This is a genomic window from Planktotalea sp., assembly GCF_018607995.1.
Classification (GTDB): Bacteria; Pseudomonadota; Alphaproteobacteria; order Rhodobacterales; family Rhodobacteraceae; genus Planktotalea.
In genome coordinates, this window is record NZ_JABBAL010000036.1 from 1 (window position 1) to 17,469 (window position 17,469).

13 protein-coding genes are annotated in these 17,469 nt (G+C 54.2%); 8 read left to right on the forward strand and 5 right to left on the reverse strand.

Translation table 11 applies throughout. The features are described from left to right. Nucleotides 1–1,091: 1,091 nt before the first annotated feature. Genes QZ280_RS14890 through QZ280_RS14900 form a run of 3 tightly spaced genes read right to left on the reverse strand, consistent with a single transcriptional unit; the run spans nucleotide 1,092 to nucleotide 4,169 of the window. Nucleotides 1,092–2,030: a formylglycine-generating enzyme family protein gene (locus QZ280_RS14890; protein ID WP_293445639.1), complete on the reverse strand. Its 939-nt coding sequence runs from the start codon at nucleotides 2,028–2,030 to the stop codon at nucleotides 1,092–1,094. Then, nucleotides 2,023–3,498, reverse strand: a complete 1,476-nt coding sequence (locus QZ280_RS14895; protein ID WP_293445642.1) for a sulfatase-like hydrolase/transferase — start codon at nucleotides 3,496–3,498, stop codon at nucleotides 2,023–2,025. Before QZ280_RS14895 ends, QZ280_RS14890 begins: the two co-directional genes overlap by 8 nt. 8 nt (nucleotides 3,499–3,506) lie before the next feature. Beyond that, the gene (locus QZ280_RS14900; protein WP_293445645.1) at nucleotides 3,507–4,169 is read right to left on the reverse strand and encodes a TetR/AcrR family transcriptional regulator; all 663 of its coding nucleotides are present in this window, start codon (nucleotides 4,167–4,169) and stop codon (nucleotides 3,507–3,509) included. Nucleotides 4,170–4,346: 177 nt separating this feature from the next. Here QZ280_RS14900 and QZ280_RS14905 point away from each other — a divergent pair, with 177 nt between their 5' ends. From QZ280_RS14905 to QZ280_RS14930, 6 genes are read left to right on the forward strand one after another with little or no spacing between them, the layout of a single operon-like run. Next, nucleotides 4,347–5,363: a TRAP transporter substrate-binding protein gene (locus tag QZ280_RS14905; RefSeq protein ID WP_293445648.1), complete on the forward strand. Its 1,017-nt coding sequence runs from the start codon at nucleotides 4,347–4,349 to the stop codon at nucleotides 5,361–5,363. 5 nt (nucleotides 5,364–5,368) lie between these two features. Beyond that, complete coding sequence (locus QZ280_RS14910; protein WP_293445651.1) at nucleotides 5,369–5,872, forward strand: TRAP transporter small permease; 504 nt, start codon at nucleotides 5,369–5,371, stop codon at nucleotides 5,870–5,872. Beyond that, complete coding sequence (locus QZ280_RS14915) at nucleotides 5,862–7,178, forward strand: TRAP transporter large permease (protein ID WP_293445653.1); 1,317 nt, start codon at nucleotides 5,862–5,864, stop codon at nucleotides 7,176–7,178. The genes QZ280_RS14910 and QZ280_RS14915 overlap by 11 nt, the downstream gene beginning before the upstream one ends. A 19-nt stretch (nucleotides 7,179–7,197) precedes the next feature. Then, entirely contained in the window at nucleotides 7,198–9,027 is a 1,830-nt protein-coding gene (locus tag QZ280_RS14920; protein WP_293445654.1) for an alkyl sulfatase dimerization domain-containing protein, read from the forward strand. Then, nucleotides 9,024–10,067 (forward strand): sulfotransferase domain-containing protein, encoded by a 1,044-nt coding sequence (locus QZ280_RS14925; RefSeq protein WP_293445655.1) that lies wholly within the window; start codon nucleotides 9,024–9,026, stop codon nucleotides 10,065–10,067. Before QZ280_RS14920 ends, QZ280_RS14925 begins: the two co-directional genes overlap by 4 nt. Next, nucleotides 10,064–11,665 carry an FAD-dependent oxidoreductase gene (locus QZ280_RS14930; RefSeq protein WP_293445656.1) on the forward strand — a complete coding sequence of 534 codons (1,602 nt, stop codon included), beginning with the start codon at nucleotides 10,064–10,066 and terminating at the stop codon, nucleotides 11,663–11,665. Before QZ280_RS14925 ends, QZ280_RS14930 begins: the two co-directional genes overlap by 4 nt. Before the next feature lie 430 nt (nucleotides 11,666–12,095). On the opposite strand, the gene QZ280_RS14935 is transcribed toward QZ280_RS14930, so the two are convergent. Further along, complete coding sequence (locus QZ280_RS14935; protein WP_293445658.1) at nucleotides 12,096–12,977, reverse strand: DMT family transporter; 882 nt, start codon at nucleotides 12,975–12,977, stop codon at nucleotides 12,096–12,098. Nucleotides 12,978–13,113: 136 nt separating this feature from the next. After that, complete coding sequence (locus QZ280_RS14940) at nucleotides 13,114–14,067, reverse strand: DMT family transporter (protein WP_293445661.1); 954 nt, start codon at nucleotides 14,065–14,067, stop codon at nucleotides 13,114–13,116. A gap of 255 nt (nucleotides 14,068–14,322) precedes the next feature. Between QZ280_RS14940 and QZ280_RS14945 the strand changes: the two genes are divergently transcribed. Together QZ280_RS14945 and QZ280_RS14950 are read left to right on the forward strand one after the other, a co-directional pair. Continuing rightward, complete coding sequence (locus tag QZ280_RS14945) at nucleotides 14,323–15,489, forward strand: M20 aminoacylase family protein (RefSeq protein ID WP_293445664.1); 1,167 nt, start codon at nucleotides 14,323–14,325, stop codon at nucleotides 15,487–15,489. Nucleotides 15,490–15,833: 344 nt separating this feature from the next. Next, entirely contained in the window at nucleotides 15,834–17,051 is a 1,218-nt protein-coding gene (locus QZ280_RS14950) for an MFS transporter (protein WP_293445667.1), read from the forward strand. Nucleotides 17,052–17,469: the final 418 nt, after the last annotated feature.

Below are 17,469 nucleotides of genomic sequence, written 5' to 3' on the forward strand. Positions count from 1 at the left end.
GCGTAATTCACACTGCCTGCCAAAAATGCTATTGTGATCCCCGCAAGCTGAAATTTTATAGCATTAAATAAACCAGTGAGGCTTGTGTCCTCTTCTTGTGGCTTTATCCCAGACATCTGCATCACTCCTTCGCTTTTCCATCAGCCGCTTAGAAGATAAGCGCTAATCGGTGTTAGATGAATAACCACCACCAGCATTAACACAACCACCCACGATGCTCATCAGAGATGCGTATGCAGGGGCTGTGGTGTCAGAGGGGAACACGTATCGACTGGTGTAGTTCGGCCTGTACGGGTGTCTGTGTGAGCCTCAGTGCTATCCCTAGTGTAACGACCAGTCTACGTGGTTGATTGCCTCGCGAAGTCCCTTGAGAGCGAGACCATCAGAGTAATTACCGAAGGTTTGTCCTTGGGCTTCATGGGTCACCACCAACCAAATCAGGTACGGAAGTCACCCCAGTCCTCACAGGCAAGCGCAGCAAGCTGGTTCTCCAACATATTCCTAGCAGGATAAGCTGATCCATAAGCCTGAGCGACAGCACTGCTCTGTTTGGTTTTATGAGCAATCAGGTAGTCTTGTTCAGCAATCGGTACCTCGAAGCCCCCTCTATGCCGAGGGTGCCAATTAACCGGACGCCCTCCCATCTAGCGGACACGTCCGACCCGTGTCAGCGCCCAATGCAGACGGACAGACACGGACAACCCCCTATAGGGGTGTCCATCGTCATGGCGCGGCAGGCCTCGCGAAACGAGCAAGCTGTTCGCCACGCGATGGCTGATCACTCCGCACCCAGCCGACCTTAGCCGCGTTACGCACCAACGACTGGTTCGGGAATACGTGCCGTTCGCTTCGGCTTGTCTGAAATAACACAACACGGACGAAGCAGGCCTTTGCACGTGCGGCTATCGCTAACGCAGCATCGCTTCGGGCTCGCGGCAGGTAAATTACTGCAGGGCACTCAAAATCATCGAAGCGGCCCTTGCCAATGGGCTCTGTTGGCAGGATCCAACAGGTTATTATCAAGTCTAAAGTTTGCGTTTCTTACATTGCGATAAATGCTAATGGTCGCGGCTACGAGATAATGCAAACTCTCACTTCTTCTTTTCCGCAACGCGAAATCCAATGTGTCCGGTCGCTGTTCTTGGGTCCAACCCTTGGCGCGATGAAGTCCGGTAGCGCATGCAATAAGAGGCGTGGCATAGGTAAGAGCCTCCTTTCGCCACATACACCCCCCCGTTCAACGGACCCTTTGGATTGCTTACCCGCCTGGGCGAGTGCAGGTTTGTAAAACGATCAGCAGTCCATTCCCAGACATTCCCTGTCATTGCATAAAGTCCGAAGCTGTTCGGCTCGAAACACTTCGCGGGAGAAGGGCCGATATGGCCGTCATCTGCGGTATTCTCATACGGGAATTGACCCTCCCAGATGTTGCATTGAAGTACGCCCTCTTTGAGCAAGCTGTCCCCCCAAGGAAATGGTTTTGACGTCAAGCCCGATCTGGCGGCGAATTCCCATTCGGCTTCGCTAGGCAAGCGTGTACCTGCCCAATCGCAATAAGCGAGCGCATCAAAGAGGGTGATGTGCACAACCGGATGCTTGGGCAACGCGTCCGCGCGCAGTCCCTTCGGACCATAGGGTGTGCGCCAGTTGGCACCTTCGATTTCCTGCCACCATGCTGTTCGGCTCACAACGCTTTTGATCGCAGTTCCTGTCGGCACCAACTGCTCAAAAACGAAAGATGATCCTGTGCGTTCTACCTGTGTGACGTAACCTGAGTCCTGCGCAAATGTCTCAAACGCAGCGTTGGTTACTGTGAGGCCTGCCAAAGCAAAAGGATCGAGCGTGACCTCCCGCACAGGCCCTTCGCCGTCTTCGGGATGCGGGCCATCTGCGGCCCCCATTGCAAATGAGCCACCTGCAAGAGAGACAAAATCGTGAGGTTGGGCAGAAGTGGCTTTTGAAATTTTCTTGTTTTGCTGATGAACCTTTGCACCAACAAGAGGTGCACAACACGCGTTAGCTTTAGTCATAGGCGTAAACGGGCTGCCAATCGTCACCCCATGTGTCGCGCCAGTATTGTACGCGTTCACTGTGCTGTATGGGTTGCCCGCCTTTCCACAGATCGGCTTGGGCGTTGGCATAGGTCTCAAAGAAAGCTGCCAATTGCTCACTTAAGGCATAAACAATCTCTGCAAAGGCCGGATCAGCGGCTAAGTTCTGCGTCTCCCCGGGATCACTTTCGACATCAAACAACTCATCGATAAACTTTTTTTGCGCACCTTCGAACCGTTTAAAGAACGCCCACTTTGGCGTTCTGATCACGCGTGTTTCCTCTTGCTCGGAGAACACAACATCCGCCCCCCAATCGCTCAGGTCTGATCCGCTGATGATCGGTAGAAGCGATCGACTGGGCAGCGCAGTTTCATTTGGCTCGATGCCAGCGTGATCCAGAATGGTCGCGAAGACATCCATGTTGGACGCCATCAATTTACTCCGCAGCCCTGCTTCGGTCGTGCCCGGCTGACGCATGATCATCGGAATGTTGTGCGCGGCGTGGTGCAGGTTTGAGGGAAGCGTTGCAGCACCATGCCCCCAAAAGCCATGTTCGCCCGTGGATAACCCGTGATCCGTGGTAAAGATCAAAAGCGTGCTATCCGCGATCTCAAGCCGGTCCAGCGTTTCCATGATTTTACCCACACCGTCATCCACCATAGAGATTTGCGAATAGAAATTGCGCAGGGTGCCAAGGTCATTGGGCGCACGCATCAGCATGGAAAAATCCAGATGCTCGGACGCATCAGAGGCGCGCAGCATATACCCATCTACCGCCGCCTTGCTCAGCCCTTGACGCGGAATCGAATTCATCGGGCAATCCGCATAACGCGCTGTGTGGCGGTTCTCATCTGTTTCTTTGGTCGCAGGCCAATGCCCATAAGGCGCGGGATAAGGGAGGTAGAGGAAGAACGGCGTTTCAGCCTCGGTCTGCTGTTCGATAAATTCGACACCTTTGTCGGTGAAGAAATCGACTGAGTGACCGGGTTGATCATAGACCTCACCATTGTCGAAAATCTTGTTGCGGTAAAAGCTGCGCACGTGGCCGTCTTCTAACGTAACCCAATTGTCGAACCCTTCAGCGGGCGATGTAGGTTGGCCGAGGTGGTATTTGCCAACAAGCGCTGTCGCGTAGCCTTGATGTTTCAACGCTTTAGGCAAAGTATCCAACCCATCAAGGGAATGCCAATCGCTAGGCCACTCTGCCATCTTGCGATCATCAATCCAAGAATGCACCCCGTGCTGCGATGGCAGCATACCCGTCAGCACAGATGCACGACAAGGCGAACAGAATGCATTGGGGCAAAAAGCATTATCGAACGTCACGCCAGTCTCGGACAGCTTGTTCAAATTTGGCGTGTGTATTTCATCATTGCCATAGCAGCCCAAGGTGGCGGCTTGCTGGTTATCAGTGAAAATCAGAATGATGTTTGGTTGCTTGCTCATACGTTTTCCTAACGCTTAAGGGGCACGTCCATGTAGGCCCGCAAGGTTTCTTTGAGACCTGTTGAAACGCTGCCGTCTTCGAGCGTGAACACGTGGTTCTTGTTGATAAGATCATTCTGGATGACGCCCACGATCAGCTGAAAGCAGAAACTCAGCCGTGTCTTCGTTTCATCAGCTCCATAGTGTGGAAAAGCGTCACCTAAGCCCTCATGCAGCTTCTGCAACGTTTGCTTGGCCGTGGTGCGAAAGGGGGCCCATGGATCATCCTCATCCATTATGCGCAAATAGGTCTCGCGAAGCACGCCGCGAAACTTGCTGCTAAAGATCGCACCAATCAGATCGACCAGCGCATCGAGCCCCTCGCCCGGACCTAACTGGCGCAACCTGTCAGCGGTAAACGCCGCTTCGAACTCATGGCTGATCCCCTGTGACGCATAAGCGCTCAGCGCTCTAAAGTAGGCATCCTTGTCTTGAAAACGGGTGTAAAAACTGCCCACCGAATTATTGCTAACCGCCGCGAGTTCAGTAATTTTCAAATCATCCAAACGCCGCGTTTGCAGCGCCTCAATACCCGCATTGATGAAGCCGTCACGCGTTCTTACGCTGCGGTTTTGACGCGTCTCGAAGACGCCAGGGATGTCCCCGCGTAAAGAAAGTGTATCACCGTCCATCAAAACAATCCGGTCTCCTTTGCCTTAGTAAATCTGCCAAACGCAGCCCATGTCAAAGAGAAAAGAACATGAACTCAGATTCTTTTTTATTGACTCGATTTGCGACTGGCTCCTACGCTGGCTTTTAACTGACACCAGCACAAAAGTTGGCGCAAAGACCAAAAAGGGAGAAAAAGAATGAAACGAAGAGGGTTGATAAAGGTCGCATTGATCACTGCACTTGCGTCCTCATTGCCAATCGCCGCACATGCGCAAGAGGTTAAATTGCGCGTCGCAAATTGGCTACCGCCAGTGCATCACATGACAGACACTTTAAGTGCTTGGGCCGATGAGCTCGAAAAAGCATCAGGCGGCGAAATCTCAGTCGAGATCATGTCAGCACCGCTGGCAAAGCCGAACGGCCAATATGATCTGGCAAAGAACGGAATCGTCGATATCGCCTATTCTGTTGCCGCATTTCAGCCCAAACGTTTCTGGAAGTTGAACGCAGCCGAAGTGCCCTTCGCGGCCTCAAGTGCTGAGGCGGCCGCCGTCGCCGCATGGCGCTGGTATGAAGGCAATGGCTTTATTGCAGAGGACACAAGCGACACCAAGTTGCTCGCGTTTTTCGCCCATGCGCCGCACCTCTATCACAGTGCCGTGCCGCTGACTTCATTCGCTGATTTCGACGGTCTCAAAATTCGTGCGGGTGGCAACGGTGTACGCATTGCAGAAATGTTGGGCGCAGTGCCGGTTGGCATGCCTCCGGGACAAACTAACGAAGCGATGTCCAAAGGCACGATTGAAGTGTCGCAATTCCCATGGGAATCGGTGAAAGGCTTCCGCCTAGATGAAGTGTCCTCACATCATCTGGTCATCCCAGGCGGCACATATTCGGGTATCTTCTGGATGACCATGAACCCCAAAACTTGGGACAAGTTGAGCGATGCACAAAAGGAAGCCGTGACCTCCGTTTCCGGCGAATGGGGCACCAAGTTTCTGTCGCAAAAGTGGGACGAACAGGAAGCCGTCGGATTGGCGCAGGCAGAAGCAGCGGGCAACACCATCACAACGATGTCCGAAGAAGACACAGCCAAACTGTTCGACATGACCCGTGTCTTTGCAGATGACTGGATCGCCAAAGCGAACGAGGCTGGTCTGGATGGTGCCGCGTTGATGAAGAACTTCAACGACATCGCGGCATCGCTGAAGTAAAGCGCGTGCTGACATTTGTAGAAAAACTGAGCAGGCAAGCCGCACTTGGGCTTGCCTGGTTCGCTGCTTTGACACTTGTAGCGATTATGACAATGACGTTTGTCGACGTTATCGGCCGCAATTTCTTGGGCCGCTCGTTGATTGGTACCGTGGAAACGGTGTCGTTGATGATGGGTGTGCTGGTGTTTAGCGGTCTGGCCGTGACTGAACTTAATCGCAGTCACATCGTGGTCGAAACCTTTCAAGGCCTGTTTCCTAGGCTCCTTAAACGTAGCTCGATGATCGTAAATTCCCTGCTTGCTGTGGGCGTAGCGGGTCTGCTTCTCAACCAGTTGTTTACCAAGACTGTGGACGTTATGGCCGAGCAAGAATTCACCATGATCCTCAAGTTGCCTTACTGGCCCGCAGCAATCCTGATGCTTATCGGTTTTGCAGTATTTTTTGTGTTGCTGGTCTTGCGCTTGATCCGCGACGTTATCGGGCCACAGGATCAAACCAATGCCGATTGAAACACTTGTACCCGTCGTTTTTGCACTGCTGTTCTTTGTGTTGTTTCTTGGGGCCAACCTTGGTCTTGCGATGTCAGGTGCTGCCCTTTTTGGCACGACAATGATTATTGGGCAGGATGGTGCTTTGGCGCTCGCGGGGCTTTCGGTCTATGAAAGCGCGCAAAACTTCTCGCTCAGCGTTATCCCTTTGTTTGTTCTGATGGGATCATTTGCGACGAAATCAGGCATCTCCACGGACCTATTCTCAGCGTTCAACACATGGCTCAGACGACGCAAGGGCGGCTTGGCGCATGCAAGCATTGCCGCTTGTGCTGCCTTTGGTGCGGTGTGCGGATCGTCCATCGCGACAGCAGCGACGATGGGCAAAGTCGCGCTACCGCAGATGGCCAAATTCGGTTACAGCGACAAACTCGCCACAGGAGCCTTGGCTGCGGGTGGTACCATTGGCGTGTTGATCCCACCCAGCGTGATCATGCTGATCTATGGTATTTTGACCGAGACCAGCATTGGTGATCTGTTCATCGCGGGCATCGTTCCAGGTTTGCTGCTCACGCTGTTTTTTATGGTCACGATCGTAGTGATGACACGCATCAACCCTGCCGCTGCACCCGATGTGGCGCAACTGGCAGATGATTTCGAGAAGGGGCCACAAGGGTCTTCGATCAAAAAGGTCTGGGCGACACTTTTGTTGTTCATCATGGTTATCGGCGGCATCTATGCAGGTATCTTCACCCCGACCGAGGCCGCAGGATTTGGAGCAGTAGGCGCGTTATTTCTAGGCGTTGTGATGCGGCGTCTCACCCTCAAATTGATCAGCGAATGCTTGATTGAGACCGTTCAAACCACGTCGATGATTTTCCTAATCCTGATCGGAGCTATCCTATTTGCAGGATTTCTATCGCTCAGCGGCACGCCCGTTTTGTTAGGACAGTGGATTACAGGTCTGAGCCTCTCGCCGCTTGGCACAATTTTGGTGATCGTGGGCATCTACATCATCTTGGGCGCGTTTCTGGATACGATGGCAATGATCATCCTCAGCATCCCTATCTTTTTCCCGATTGTAATGTCGCTGGGGTTTGATCCGATCTGGTTCGGCGTGCTCGTCGTTCTCGTCGTGGAGCTCGCGTTGATCACACCGCCACTTGGCATGAACGTCTTTATTATTCGCGGCGTCGTGCCTCATGTGCCGCTGTCGCAGATTTTCGCAGGCGTCCTGCCGTTTTGCATCGCCCTTATTGCGTTGATCGTGCTGATCATTGCCGTACCATCGGTTGCGACGTTCCTGCCCGAACTTGCAAACAGATAACCTTGCCGGAGTGACAGAAGTGGTTTCAGAACACACACTCAAGGCAAACGCAGCTGTTGCAGCCCGCCTGCCCCTCGCTCGGGAAAACGCAGAGCGAGATGCGTCGCGCGGATGGCTCGCGTCGCTTAAAGGTCCAGTGATGCGCGCGGACGGGGGTGTTGTGTGGGATCCAGCTTGGTTTGATTTCTTGCAAGCCGACTGCCCTGATACGGCCAACCCTTCGTTGTGGCGGCACGCGCAACTCAACGCCAAACATGGGTTGTTTGAGGTGACTGATGGCGTCTGGCAGGCACGTGGTTGTGACTACGCCAATATGACGATCATACGCGGCGAGACGGGCTGGATTTTAATCGACCCACTGATGACAGCTGAGAGTTCTGCTGCGGCACTAGCTTTGGTCAATGACACATTGGGTCATCGCCCCGTCAGCGCAGTCTTGGTGACGCACACGCATCCTGATCATTTTGCTGGTCTGCGCGGTGTGACCTCGGACAACCCGCCGATATTCGCACCCGAACACTTCATGGATTATGCCGCTGCTGAAGGCGTGCTGGGCGGCAACCACACATCGCGCCGCGCGGTTGATCAATTTGGCATGGCACTGCCAATCGGCCCAGAGGGCATGATTGACGGCGGGATTGGCAAGACCGTGGCGCGCGGCACTCGCGGTTTTGTGGTGCCGACCGACTACATCAAGGCTACGGGCGAGACGCGCGTCATCGACGGAGTTGTGTTCGAGTTTCTGATGGCCTCCGGCACCGAGGCTCCTGCCGAGTTTACCTTCTTACTGCCCGATCATGGCGTGCTGTGCATGGCGGAGGTCTGTACGCAAACCATGCACAACGTTCTCACGCCGCGCGGTGCAGAAGTGCGCGACCCGTTGCTTTGGGCACGCGTAATCGATGATGCACTTTGCCGCTTCAAGGATCGCACTAATATTCTGATCAACTGTCACAACTGGCCTGTTTGGGGCCAGAGCAATGTTGAGCAGTTTATGTTGGAGCAGCGAGACATCTATAAGTTCACGCATGATCAAACACTGCGGCTGGCAAATCATGGGATGGGACCGGATGAAATTGCCGCTGCCTTAGAGGAGCCCGATTTCCTGAGCGAAGCGCTAAATGCGCGTGGTTACTACGGCACACTCGCGTTCAATGCCCGTGCGACCTATCAAAAGTATTACGGCTTTTTCGATGGTCGCCCGCTGAGTCTAAATCCACTCCCACCTGAAGAACTTGGCGCACATTTTGTGGACGCCTTAGGTGGCGTGCGCCGCGTTCTGGACCTCGCCAAAAAGGCGGTGTCTGAGGGTAACTTGCAATGGGCAGCAACTTTGTTGAACCATGCGGTCTTCGCGCATGAAAGCAGCGCCAAAGCCCCCCTCGCAGAGGTCTATCGCAAAATGGCCTACGGTGAAGAAAGCGCAATTATGCGCAACATTTACCTCTCTGGCGCGCGAGAGTTGGAACACGGAGCACCGCGTCTTGCTGGCGCTGGCGGGCGCAACAGTGATCTTGCGGCAACGCTTGGCCTCAAGGACTGGTTTGATGCGATGGCGGTGCGCTTGAACAGCGACAAAGCGCGCGATGTTAGCCTTGCGATCCGGTTCAATGTGGACGGTGAAGCGGTCACAGTCAGCGTCGCGCGACAAACCGAATTTGCGCGCATCAGCGATACGTCCAGTACTATCGACTGCACCATCTCTCTCAAAGCCACTGAGCTGGAGGCGCTTGCTGCAGGAACTGTAAGAGCGGAAGAGCTAGCCGTTACTGGCGACAAAAATGCGCTGACGGAGTGGCTGAACCTACACGACACGTTCGACCTTTGGTTCAACATCGCAACGCCATGAAACCACGGGATGCCCCCCTTGAATGGACCGTCCAAGACGCGCGCAAAGCGCGCTCAAGCGTCGAGCTTAACCAAGCACCTATGCGCCGCGCAATGAGCCCGATCATCGCACATGCCATCAGCACCAAGAGCCGGCTTTCGGCGGCATTCATCGGGCACAAGGCATACGAGAGCCAGCTCAACAAAGTGGCAAAGCACATGAACCGCAACCGGGATGCTTTCACGCACTATGCACCCGGCCAAGGCGACGTCGTTGTCTCCGCGTATTTCAAAGCAGGTACCAACTGGATCATGCACGTCTGCCATCAGATTTGTCATCTTGGTGCGGCTGACTTCGCGCACATCCAAGACGTCATTCCATGGCCCGATGCTGCGGAGCCACGGTTCTGGATCAATGTAAATGACAACAGCGTTAGGCAAACGCCGACGGGCCTGCGGGTGATCAAATCCCACCTTCCGGCAAGTCACATTCCCATAAACACAGCCGCAAAATACATCGCCGTGACGCGTGATCCAAAGGATTGTGCGACCTCCGCTTATCACTTTTTCAAAAGCTTGGTCTTCGGAGCCACAATGCCGCCACCGGATGTTTGGCTTGCGCATTTCAGATCCGAACATCCGAATTTTGGTCGTTGGGATGCCTTTACTGACGAGTGGTATCAAGTCAGTCAAAACCCCAACGTGCTGTTTCTTTGCTTTGAAGATGTTAAGCGGGTCAGCATCGGAGCAATTAGTCAGATTGCCCAGTTTTTGGGCATCGCTTTATCCGACGAACAACTTGAAAAGATCGCGCGCTTAACCTCTGTTGAGGCAATGAAAGCGATCAACCATAAATTCTATCCGGCCCGTCAGAACCGCTTTACCGATCCAAACGGCAAGATCATTCGCAAGGGTCGCGTTGGAGACGCTGGCAGTTTGTTCACGCCACAAGACCTTGAGGCATTTGATACTCACTGGAAAGACGCGCTTGCTGCGCGCGAAAGCCAATTTCCCTACACTGAACGGTATATTTCTGACCCAACGAGACATACCACGGCATGAGCACGGTTATGGAATTTGACTATGTCATCGTCGGGGGTGGTGCTGCGGGATGCGTTCTTGCGGCACGATTGGCGGCTGAAAGCGATGGCACCGTGGCCTTGTTGGAACGCGGCAAACAAGACACCAACAGATGGATCCACATTCCCGCAACGTTCTTCAAAGCGCTGCAAAGCGAGGATGCCGACGCGGTTGTCTCTGAGCCAGATGCCTCGTTAAATGGCAATCCCTTTCCTGTGCCACAGGGCCGCGTTCTGGGCGGCGGATCATCGGTCAACGGGATGATCTACATGCGCGGGCAGCACCGCGATTATGATGAGTGGGATGGCGAGCATGGCTGCACCGGATGGGCCTACAAAGACGTACTGCCAACCTTCAAGCGACAAGAAAAGAACACGCGGCTTGCGGATGATTTTCATGGAACCTGCGGCAAGCTGATCGTCGATGATCCAGCGACTCCGCATCCCGTCTCGAAGATGGTGATCGAGGCGGCAGTGGCTGCGGGCATCCCCCGAACGAATGATTTCAACGGCGCCAAGCAAGAAGGTGCAGGGTGGTATCAAGTTACCGCTTCTGATGGGCAACGCCATTCCGCCGCGACTTGTTTTCTACGCCCCGAGTTGAACCGCGAAAACCTGACGGTCCTGACAAACTTTCAAGCACAGCGGATACGCATCCAAAACAGATGCGCCAAAGCGATAGAGGCTAAGGACCAAACTGGCCAAGACAGTGTTATTAAAGCCCGACGCGAGATTATTCTGTGCGCGGGTAGTTTCCACAGCCCCAAGCTCTTGATGCTTTCTGGCATCGGCCCTCGGGATGAGTTGGATCGGCATGGCATCGATATCATTCACGAAGCCAATGAGGTTGGGCGCAACTACCAAGATCATGTCGGCGCACCCGTCACGCGCCGCTTAGAAGGTGTAAAAGGTCTGTACGGTGCAGACCGTGGATTGGCGGCGATCAAAAACGGTATCAATTACTTTGGCTTCAAACGGGGCTTGCTGATGTCGAACTTGTTGCAAGCAGGCGCATGCGTTGACACGGATGGCGCTGGACGGCCGGATGTCCAATATAACTTCGCGCCCTTCGCACCGGGTGCCCCTGGCGCGCCGCCGTTGCCCTTCCATGCCGTACAAGTTCACCCGATGACGATGCGCCCCAAGTCGCGCGGCAGGCTTGGGCTGACCTCCAAAGATGCGGCTTCCGCACCGAAATTCCTATCCAATGCCTTGGGACATATCGACGATCTGGACACGTTGCGGCGCGGTGTGCGCCTGGCGCGACGGATTTTTGAACAGATGGGGCTAAAGGACAAAGTCGGGACAGAAATCTGGCCCGGCGCGGACATCGACAGCCGGGTCGGATCCAACAATCTCGACGATGCCATACGGGAACACGCGCGCACAATCTTTCATCCCGCAGGCACCTGCCGTATGGGACCTATGCCAAGTTCCGTTGTCGACCTTGAATTAAGGGTGAATGGCATAGAAGGTCTGCGCGTTGCAGATTGCTCCATTATGCCCGCGCTGGTGTCTGGCAATACTAACGCACCAACGATGATGATCGCTGATCGGGCTGCTGACTTTCTCTTAGGATAAATTTGAAACTTTGGCAGCAACTAAATACTTAAGCATTTTGATGTCCCTGCGATACGCATGAATGACCGGTTGTCTCACCATTTTGCGGCGGCTCACTTTACGTTTGTGCAGCAAATTTCGTGCTGTGAGCGCGAACAGCCCAAAACATGAATTTACACAATGGGCTCTCAACGGCCATTCGCTGCGGGCGCAAAATTTGAGATCAGGCAAATGTGCATTTTCTAGACCATTGTGACCTTTTGAGATTCGCACCCGTGTCCCTTCTTCGTGCATTCATCAACGCTGCCAAGCGACATCACCACGCCTTGAGATACCAGACGCAAAAGGTCAAAACTGACCGTTCAGTGTCGTTACCGGACGGTCAGTTCCCGCCATCCCTATTATGTCGAGAGCGCTCCTGCTAACCGGTCACTTCGTTGAAATAGCACGACTATTTCATTCGGGTGATCGCCCTTTCCCGATTCAGTGTGTAAAGCCCAGTTGCAACGATAATGACGGTGCCGATCCAAGTCCAAGCATCTGGCAGTTGCCCGAAGATGAAGAAGCCATACAACGTTCCCCAGATGATCAGGCTGTATTGGACTGGGGCAACCACGACGGCCTGCGTCAAACTTAGGGCCACTATGACGAGCGTTTCAGCAAAGGCGGCAATGACAGCCATCGCAATCAACAACCAGATCTCAAAGGTGGTCGCGGGTGCCTGCCACACAAATGGAAAGGGGATACAAAGCAGTACCCAAGAGACGATCGCGGTGTAGGCGACCGTTGTTTGCGTGTTGTCCACGCCAGCCAGAACCCGGGACAAAATTTGCCGCAAAGCGAACGCAGTGGCCGCAATGATCACCAATCCCGCCGCTGGGTGCATCAGGCCCATTCCGGGGCGAATGACGATCAACGTGCCGACAAAGCCAATCGTGACGGCGACCCATCTTCGAACGCCTACAGGCTCGCGCAGGATCAATGCACCCATAACCGTCACCATGAAAGGAGCAACAAAAGAGATTGCGACGGCATCTGCCAACGGAACGTAGCTAACTCCAACGATGAACAAGGTGGCTGAGCATGCAGCCAATAGACCGCGTCCGATTTGAAGTTTTGGGTTGCTTGAACGCAGAAATGAAGGCCCTCTGAGGGCGATCAGAACAAGGACACCAAAGAGAAGGCCAAGCTGACGAAACCACACAATCTGGACTGGATGCATCGTATCCGTTAGGAACTTCCCCATCGCATCGACTGCCGAAAACAGAAACATGCCCGCCGCCATTAGCGCAATGCCACGCAGATTGCCTGCAGTTTTCGGCGCTTGTGCCACTTTGAGCGGCGTGATCGGTGAAATGGCTATTTTGCGTCTCCAATGGTCAATCGGGACGATTGGCCGCAAGGGCAACGATACACAGACCGCAGTGTCAGGTCTATTCCTGATTGCAGCGCGGGGTTGTAGTAGCGATCTAGCCGCCTGGTACGCTTGGTACTGAATGGCGCGTCACACTTCGCTTTCTTTGAGCAAGGACGACACCGACTCCAAGTAGAGCTGCACCAAGTGCCCGTCCCCAATCCCAACTGCCGCCCGTAATCAACAGGATCAACATCACATAAAACGGTGACGCATTTAGATGGAAAGATGCAATGCCAATGCCCAACCGGGAGACGCCAAGGAGCCAGAAAGCCTGACTCAGCGCCATTGCACCCCAAGCGTAGATGATCAACAATGACCATCCCGATGGACCCAATGCAGCGCCATGCGTGCCCTCCCAGCCCATCAGAGCAAACGCTACAAATGTGATCATGCAAAAAAGCATCGCACCAACCAGAGTGCTGGCTGTTTGTCCCAGCGAAGACATGTTTGGTAGCCCTTTGACCGCTTGGCGGGACCCGCACGCAAACATCATCGATGCAAAACATCCCAAGACAATGGTAGACCCAAACGTGCCGCCGCGCAACTCAGCACCTGTGGCAATAAACCCGCCGACCAGAACAAGCACTGCCCCAGCAGCAAAGTTCAGGGTCAGCTTTCGACCATCGAACAGGATTTCCAGTAACACTGCACTGACTGGCATCGTCGCAGCTATCAATGCAGCAGAAACGGGGTCAGTAATGTCCTGAACAACTAAAAGCAGCACCATGCCAACACCAAACCCTATGGCGCCTATGCCCAATGCGCGAGACCAGGGGGCAGCCATTACTGTCTTGTAGCCGTCAACCATGATCCAAATCGGGACGAGCAGCGCGCAGGCAAGCACCGCTCTTATCGTAATGAGCGAGATTGGGCCCCAAGTGTTTAATAGTACCTCAGCAGCAGGAAAGCCTGTCGCAAACAAGGCAATGGCGAGCACGCAGAACATGTTGCCGCGCAGTTGCTTGTCAGCGCCTGTCGGCGCACCTGTTTTGGCCAGATTGCTCATAGGATGAATTTTCTGTTTGATATTCGCGTTTATTGTGGGGTCGTATCATTTTGGTGTCCCGCCAGAAATCGACGTCAATGTCGCTTTTGCTGCGGCACCCATCTTTGTGAGGGTGTTGGCCTGAACCGTGGGTTACGGTGTATGGCTAATTCTTCCTATGCTACCGTTCTAGCTGCGAAGGTGTTCGGCGTGTAACAACTTGCCTATACACGCTACTCAGCGCAGGCTGAAAAGGCACTTGCATGGAGGAAACAAATGCCTGTCTTAAACCGCTTCGCCGAAATGCTGCCCGAAATTTCAGCTTGGCGGCGTGATATCCATGCCAATCCCGAATTGCGTTTCGAAGAGCATCGAACCGCGGCGTTTGTGGCATCAAAACTAAAACAATTTGGTTGCGATGAGATCGTGACCGGTTTCGGCGAAACCGGTGTGGTTGGTGTGATAAATGGCAAATCCGTCGGCTCAGGCAAAACAATCGGGTTCCGCGCGGATATGGACGCCCTTCCAATCCAGGAGGCGACCAATCTGCCTCATGCCTCGACTGTTCCGGGCAAAATGCATGCGTGCGGGCATGATGGGCACACATCGATGCTTTTGGGAGCAGCGAAATATTTGGTTGAAACGCGGAATTTTAACGGCAGAGTTGTATTGGCCTTCCAGCCCGCTGAAGAAGGAGGTGGAGGCGCACGCGCGATGATCGACGCGGGGCTGATGGATCGATGGGGCATCGAGGAAATCTATGGGATGCACAACATGCCCGGAATCCCAATCGGCGATTTTGCGGTGCGCACTGGCCCCCAGATGGCATCACCGGACAAATTCGAGATCCTCGTACGTGGCACAGGGGGTCATGGCGCAATGCCGCACAAGGGTGTGGATACAACCCTCGTTGCGTCACAGATTGTTGTGGCACTGCAATCCATCGCGTCGCGCAACATCAACCCGATGGAGAACGTGGTGGTTTCGGTCTGCGGCTTTCGCACTGAAACAGATACCTACAACGTGATCCCGGACACCGTTCATATGCGCGGCACGATAAGGACTTTTGAACCAGAGGTTCAGCACCTTGTGCGTACCCGCATTGATGCCCTTGTAAGGGCGACTGCAGCTGGCTACGGCGCGGTAGCCGAGGTGACGCATGTCTCCGGCCCCCCTACGCTGGTGAACCACGAACGCGAGGCCGATCTTGCCGCAGAGGTTGCTCTTGCTGTCTCCGGTGTGGCTCAGCGCGATTTGGAGCCAACAATGGGGGGAGAGGATTTTTCCGAGATGCTGTTGGAGCGTCCCGGTGCCTACCTGTTTATTGGCAACGGCGACAGCGAAGATCTTCACAACCCGTCTTATGAGTTCAACGACGAGGTCATTCCTGCAGGCTGCAGTTGGTTTGCCACAATGGCAGAGCGACGCATGCCATTGATTTAGAATTTGACATCCGGGCAATTGATTTTCTTTCAAACGGAACCGTTTGGGAGCAGTCTTTTCTGACCCAACATGTCAAGCATCAAGTTTTCGCCGCGTTGGGAGAGCGGCCCAAAGAAGACATTCCCCCGCTCACCCACTTTGCAATGCAGTCACCACATTACGTACCTTCGCGTGCCACGCTGAAATTTCACTACAACAGTGCCGGCCATGCGAACTTTTCGGTCGACCGTCTTGGTGAGGGGAGTTGATGTTGAAAGTACTTGAATGGGCGTTTCCAACATCGACATTACCGCGCAATACTGGCATTTGCATTAGTCTGGGCGTAATCCAGCAAAGGACGTCTCATGGGAAACCCCCGTTACATCGTGCTCTTGGGCGCTTGTCTGACGCAATTTACTGTCATCGGAATGCTGTTTTCCTTTGGTTTGTTTCTGCCATCCTTTGAGGCTGAATTTGGTTGGTCGCGCACCTTTCTTTCAACGTGCTCGGCTCTGGCGTTCTTTGTCATGGGCGTTCTTGCGATGCCGGGCGGGCGACTAAGCGACGCGTTGGGGCCACGCATCGTGCTGGCCTGTACAGGCACGCTTTATGGTATTGGCTTTGTACTGATGAGCCAGGTCAGCGCGCAATGGCAATTGCTGATGATCTTTGGCACGCTTATCGGTCTGGGGTTAAGCAGCCATGATGTGGTCACGCTGTCGACCATAGCACGCTGGTTTCCACGGCGTCGCGGCATCATGAGCGGGGTAGTAAAGGTTGGCACTGCCATCGGTCAGATTGCCTTACCCCCAATCGCTGCACTGCTGATCGTGGCCTATGGCTGGCGCACAGCGCTGTTTGTGCTGGGCATCACAGCGTCAGTCCTTCTGCTGATCGCCGCACTCTCCATGCAGCGCCCGCCAGCACCCGCGGCTGGCACCTCTAACATCATGACTGGTGCTAGCTTTGTCGAGGCGCGCCAAGCGCCACTTGCACGGGTGTTTTGGACGCTTTGCGCCACGCAGTTCCTGTTCTTTCCTACGCTGATGTCGGTGCCGCTTCATCTGGCAGTCCATGTCATAGATCTGGGCATGACCCAAACACTCGCGGCGACAATGCTTTCGGTCATTGGCGCGGCCAGCATTGCAGGGCGTTTAACCATGGGCGCACTCGTCGACCGGATCGGCGGCAAGATGGCCTACACGATCTGTTTACTGGTGCTGCTTGTCAGTCTTGCTGCACTGACCCTGATCACCGCGCATGGCGGGCTATTTGTTGTGGTAGCGATCTATGGATTTGGCCACGGTGCTCTGTTTGTCGTGGTCTCGCCAACTGTCGCCGAGTATTTCGGCATGCGCGCGCATGGTGCGATCTTTGGCACAGTGCTGTTTTTCGGCACATTGGGCGGCTCTTTAGGGCCGATTCTGACCGGCTGGGTATTCGACAGCTTTGGCAGCTATACCCCCGCCTTCATCGCCCTAGCTCTGTCTGCCGCCATTGCCCTTGTGCTCGTACGCACCTTGCCAAGTCCAAAGAGCGAAGGGTTGAATGCTCAGGCGTCACCCATACCGCCTGCTCCATAAGCTTCAGCACGCGTGCCAGCAAAAAATGACTTATTGCAGCCCCGGTGACATATTGCTTCGCTGCAGTGCCGTTTCCCTGAAGCTGACCTAAGCCGCGTTATGCACCAACGACTGGTTCGGGAATACGTGCCGTTCACTGCGGCTTGTCTGAACTCACACAACGCAGGAGAAGCTGCCGTTGGAGGTAGATGGAGCGAGGTCTGCACCCGGCCCATAGCTGACATCGAGCCCAACGTCCCAATGCTGCGGCCGCAAACCGCATAGCTGAACATCACTTCAATAAGTGTTCAAAGTCGAGATGTATCTATTTTTCGCTACATAGTGTTGGCTCCAAGACCTTGTTTTTTGTAATATTCGCCACAAATCCACACTTATGACAAAACAAGTCCTGACCTCCCTCCCGATGTCGGTTCCCGCA

Excerpts from the sequence above, each read along its gene's own strand:
- QZ280_RS14890 (WP_293445639.1), bottom strand. The coding sequence starts at position 2,030 with ATGACTAAAGCTAACGCGTGTTGTGCACCTCTTGTTGGTGCAAAGGTT.
- QZ280_RS14895 (WP_293445642.1), bottom strand. The coding sequence starts at position 3,498 with ATGAGCAAGCAACCAAACATCATTCTGATTTTCACTGATAACCAGCAA.
- QZ280_RS14900 (WP_293445645.1), bottom strand. The coding sequence starts at position 4,169 with ATGGACGGTGATACACTTTCTTTACGCGGGGACATCCCTGGCGTCTTC.
- QZ280_RS14905 (WP_293445648.1), top strand. The coding sequence starts at position 4,347 with ATGAAACGAAGAGGGTTGATAAAGGTCGCATTGATCACTGCACTTGCG.
- QZ280_RS14915 (WP_293445653.1), top strand. The coding sequence starts at position 5,862 with ATGCCGATTGAAACACTTGTACCCGTCGTTTTTGCACTGCTGTTCTTT.
- QZ280_RS14925 (WP_293445655.1), top strand. The coding sequence starts at position 9,024 with ATGAAACCACGGGATGCCCCCCTTGAATGGACCGTCCAAGACGCGCGC.
- QZ280_RS14930 (WP_293445656.1), top strand. The coding sequence starts at position 10,064 with ATGAGCACGGTTATGGAATTTGACTATGTCATCGTCGGGGGTGGTGCT.
- QZ280_RS14940 (WP_293445661.1), bottom strand. The coding sequence starts at position 14,067 with ATGAGCAATCTGGCCAAAACAGGTGCGCCGACAGGCGCTGACAAGCAA.
- QZ280_RS14945 (WP_293445664.1), top strand. The coding sequence starts at position 14,323 with ATGCCTGTCTTAAACCGCTTCGCCGAAATGCTGCCCGAAATTTCAGCT.
- QZ280_RS14950 (WP_293445667.1), top strand. The coding sequence starts at position 15,834 with ATGGGAAACCCCCGTTACATCGTGCTCTTGGGCGCTTGTCTGACGCAA.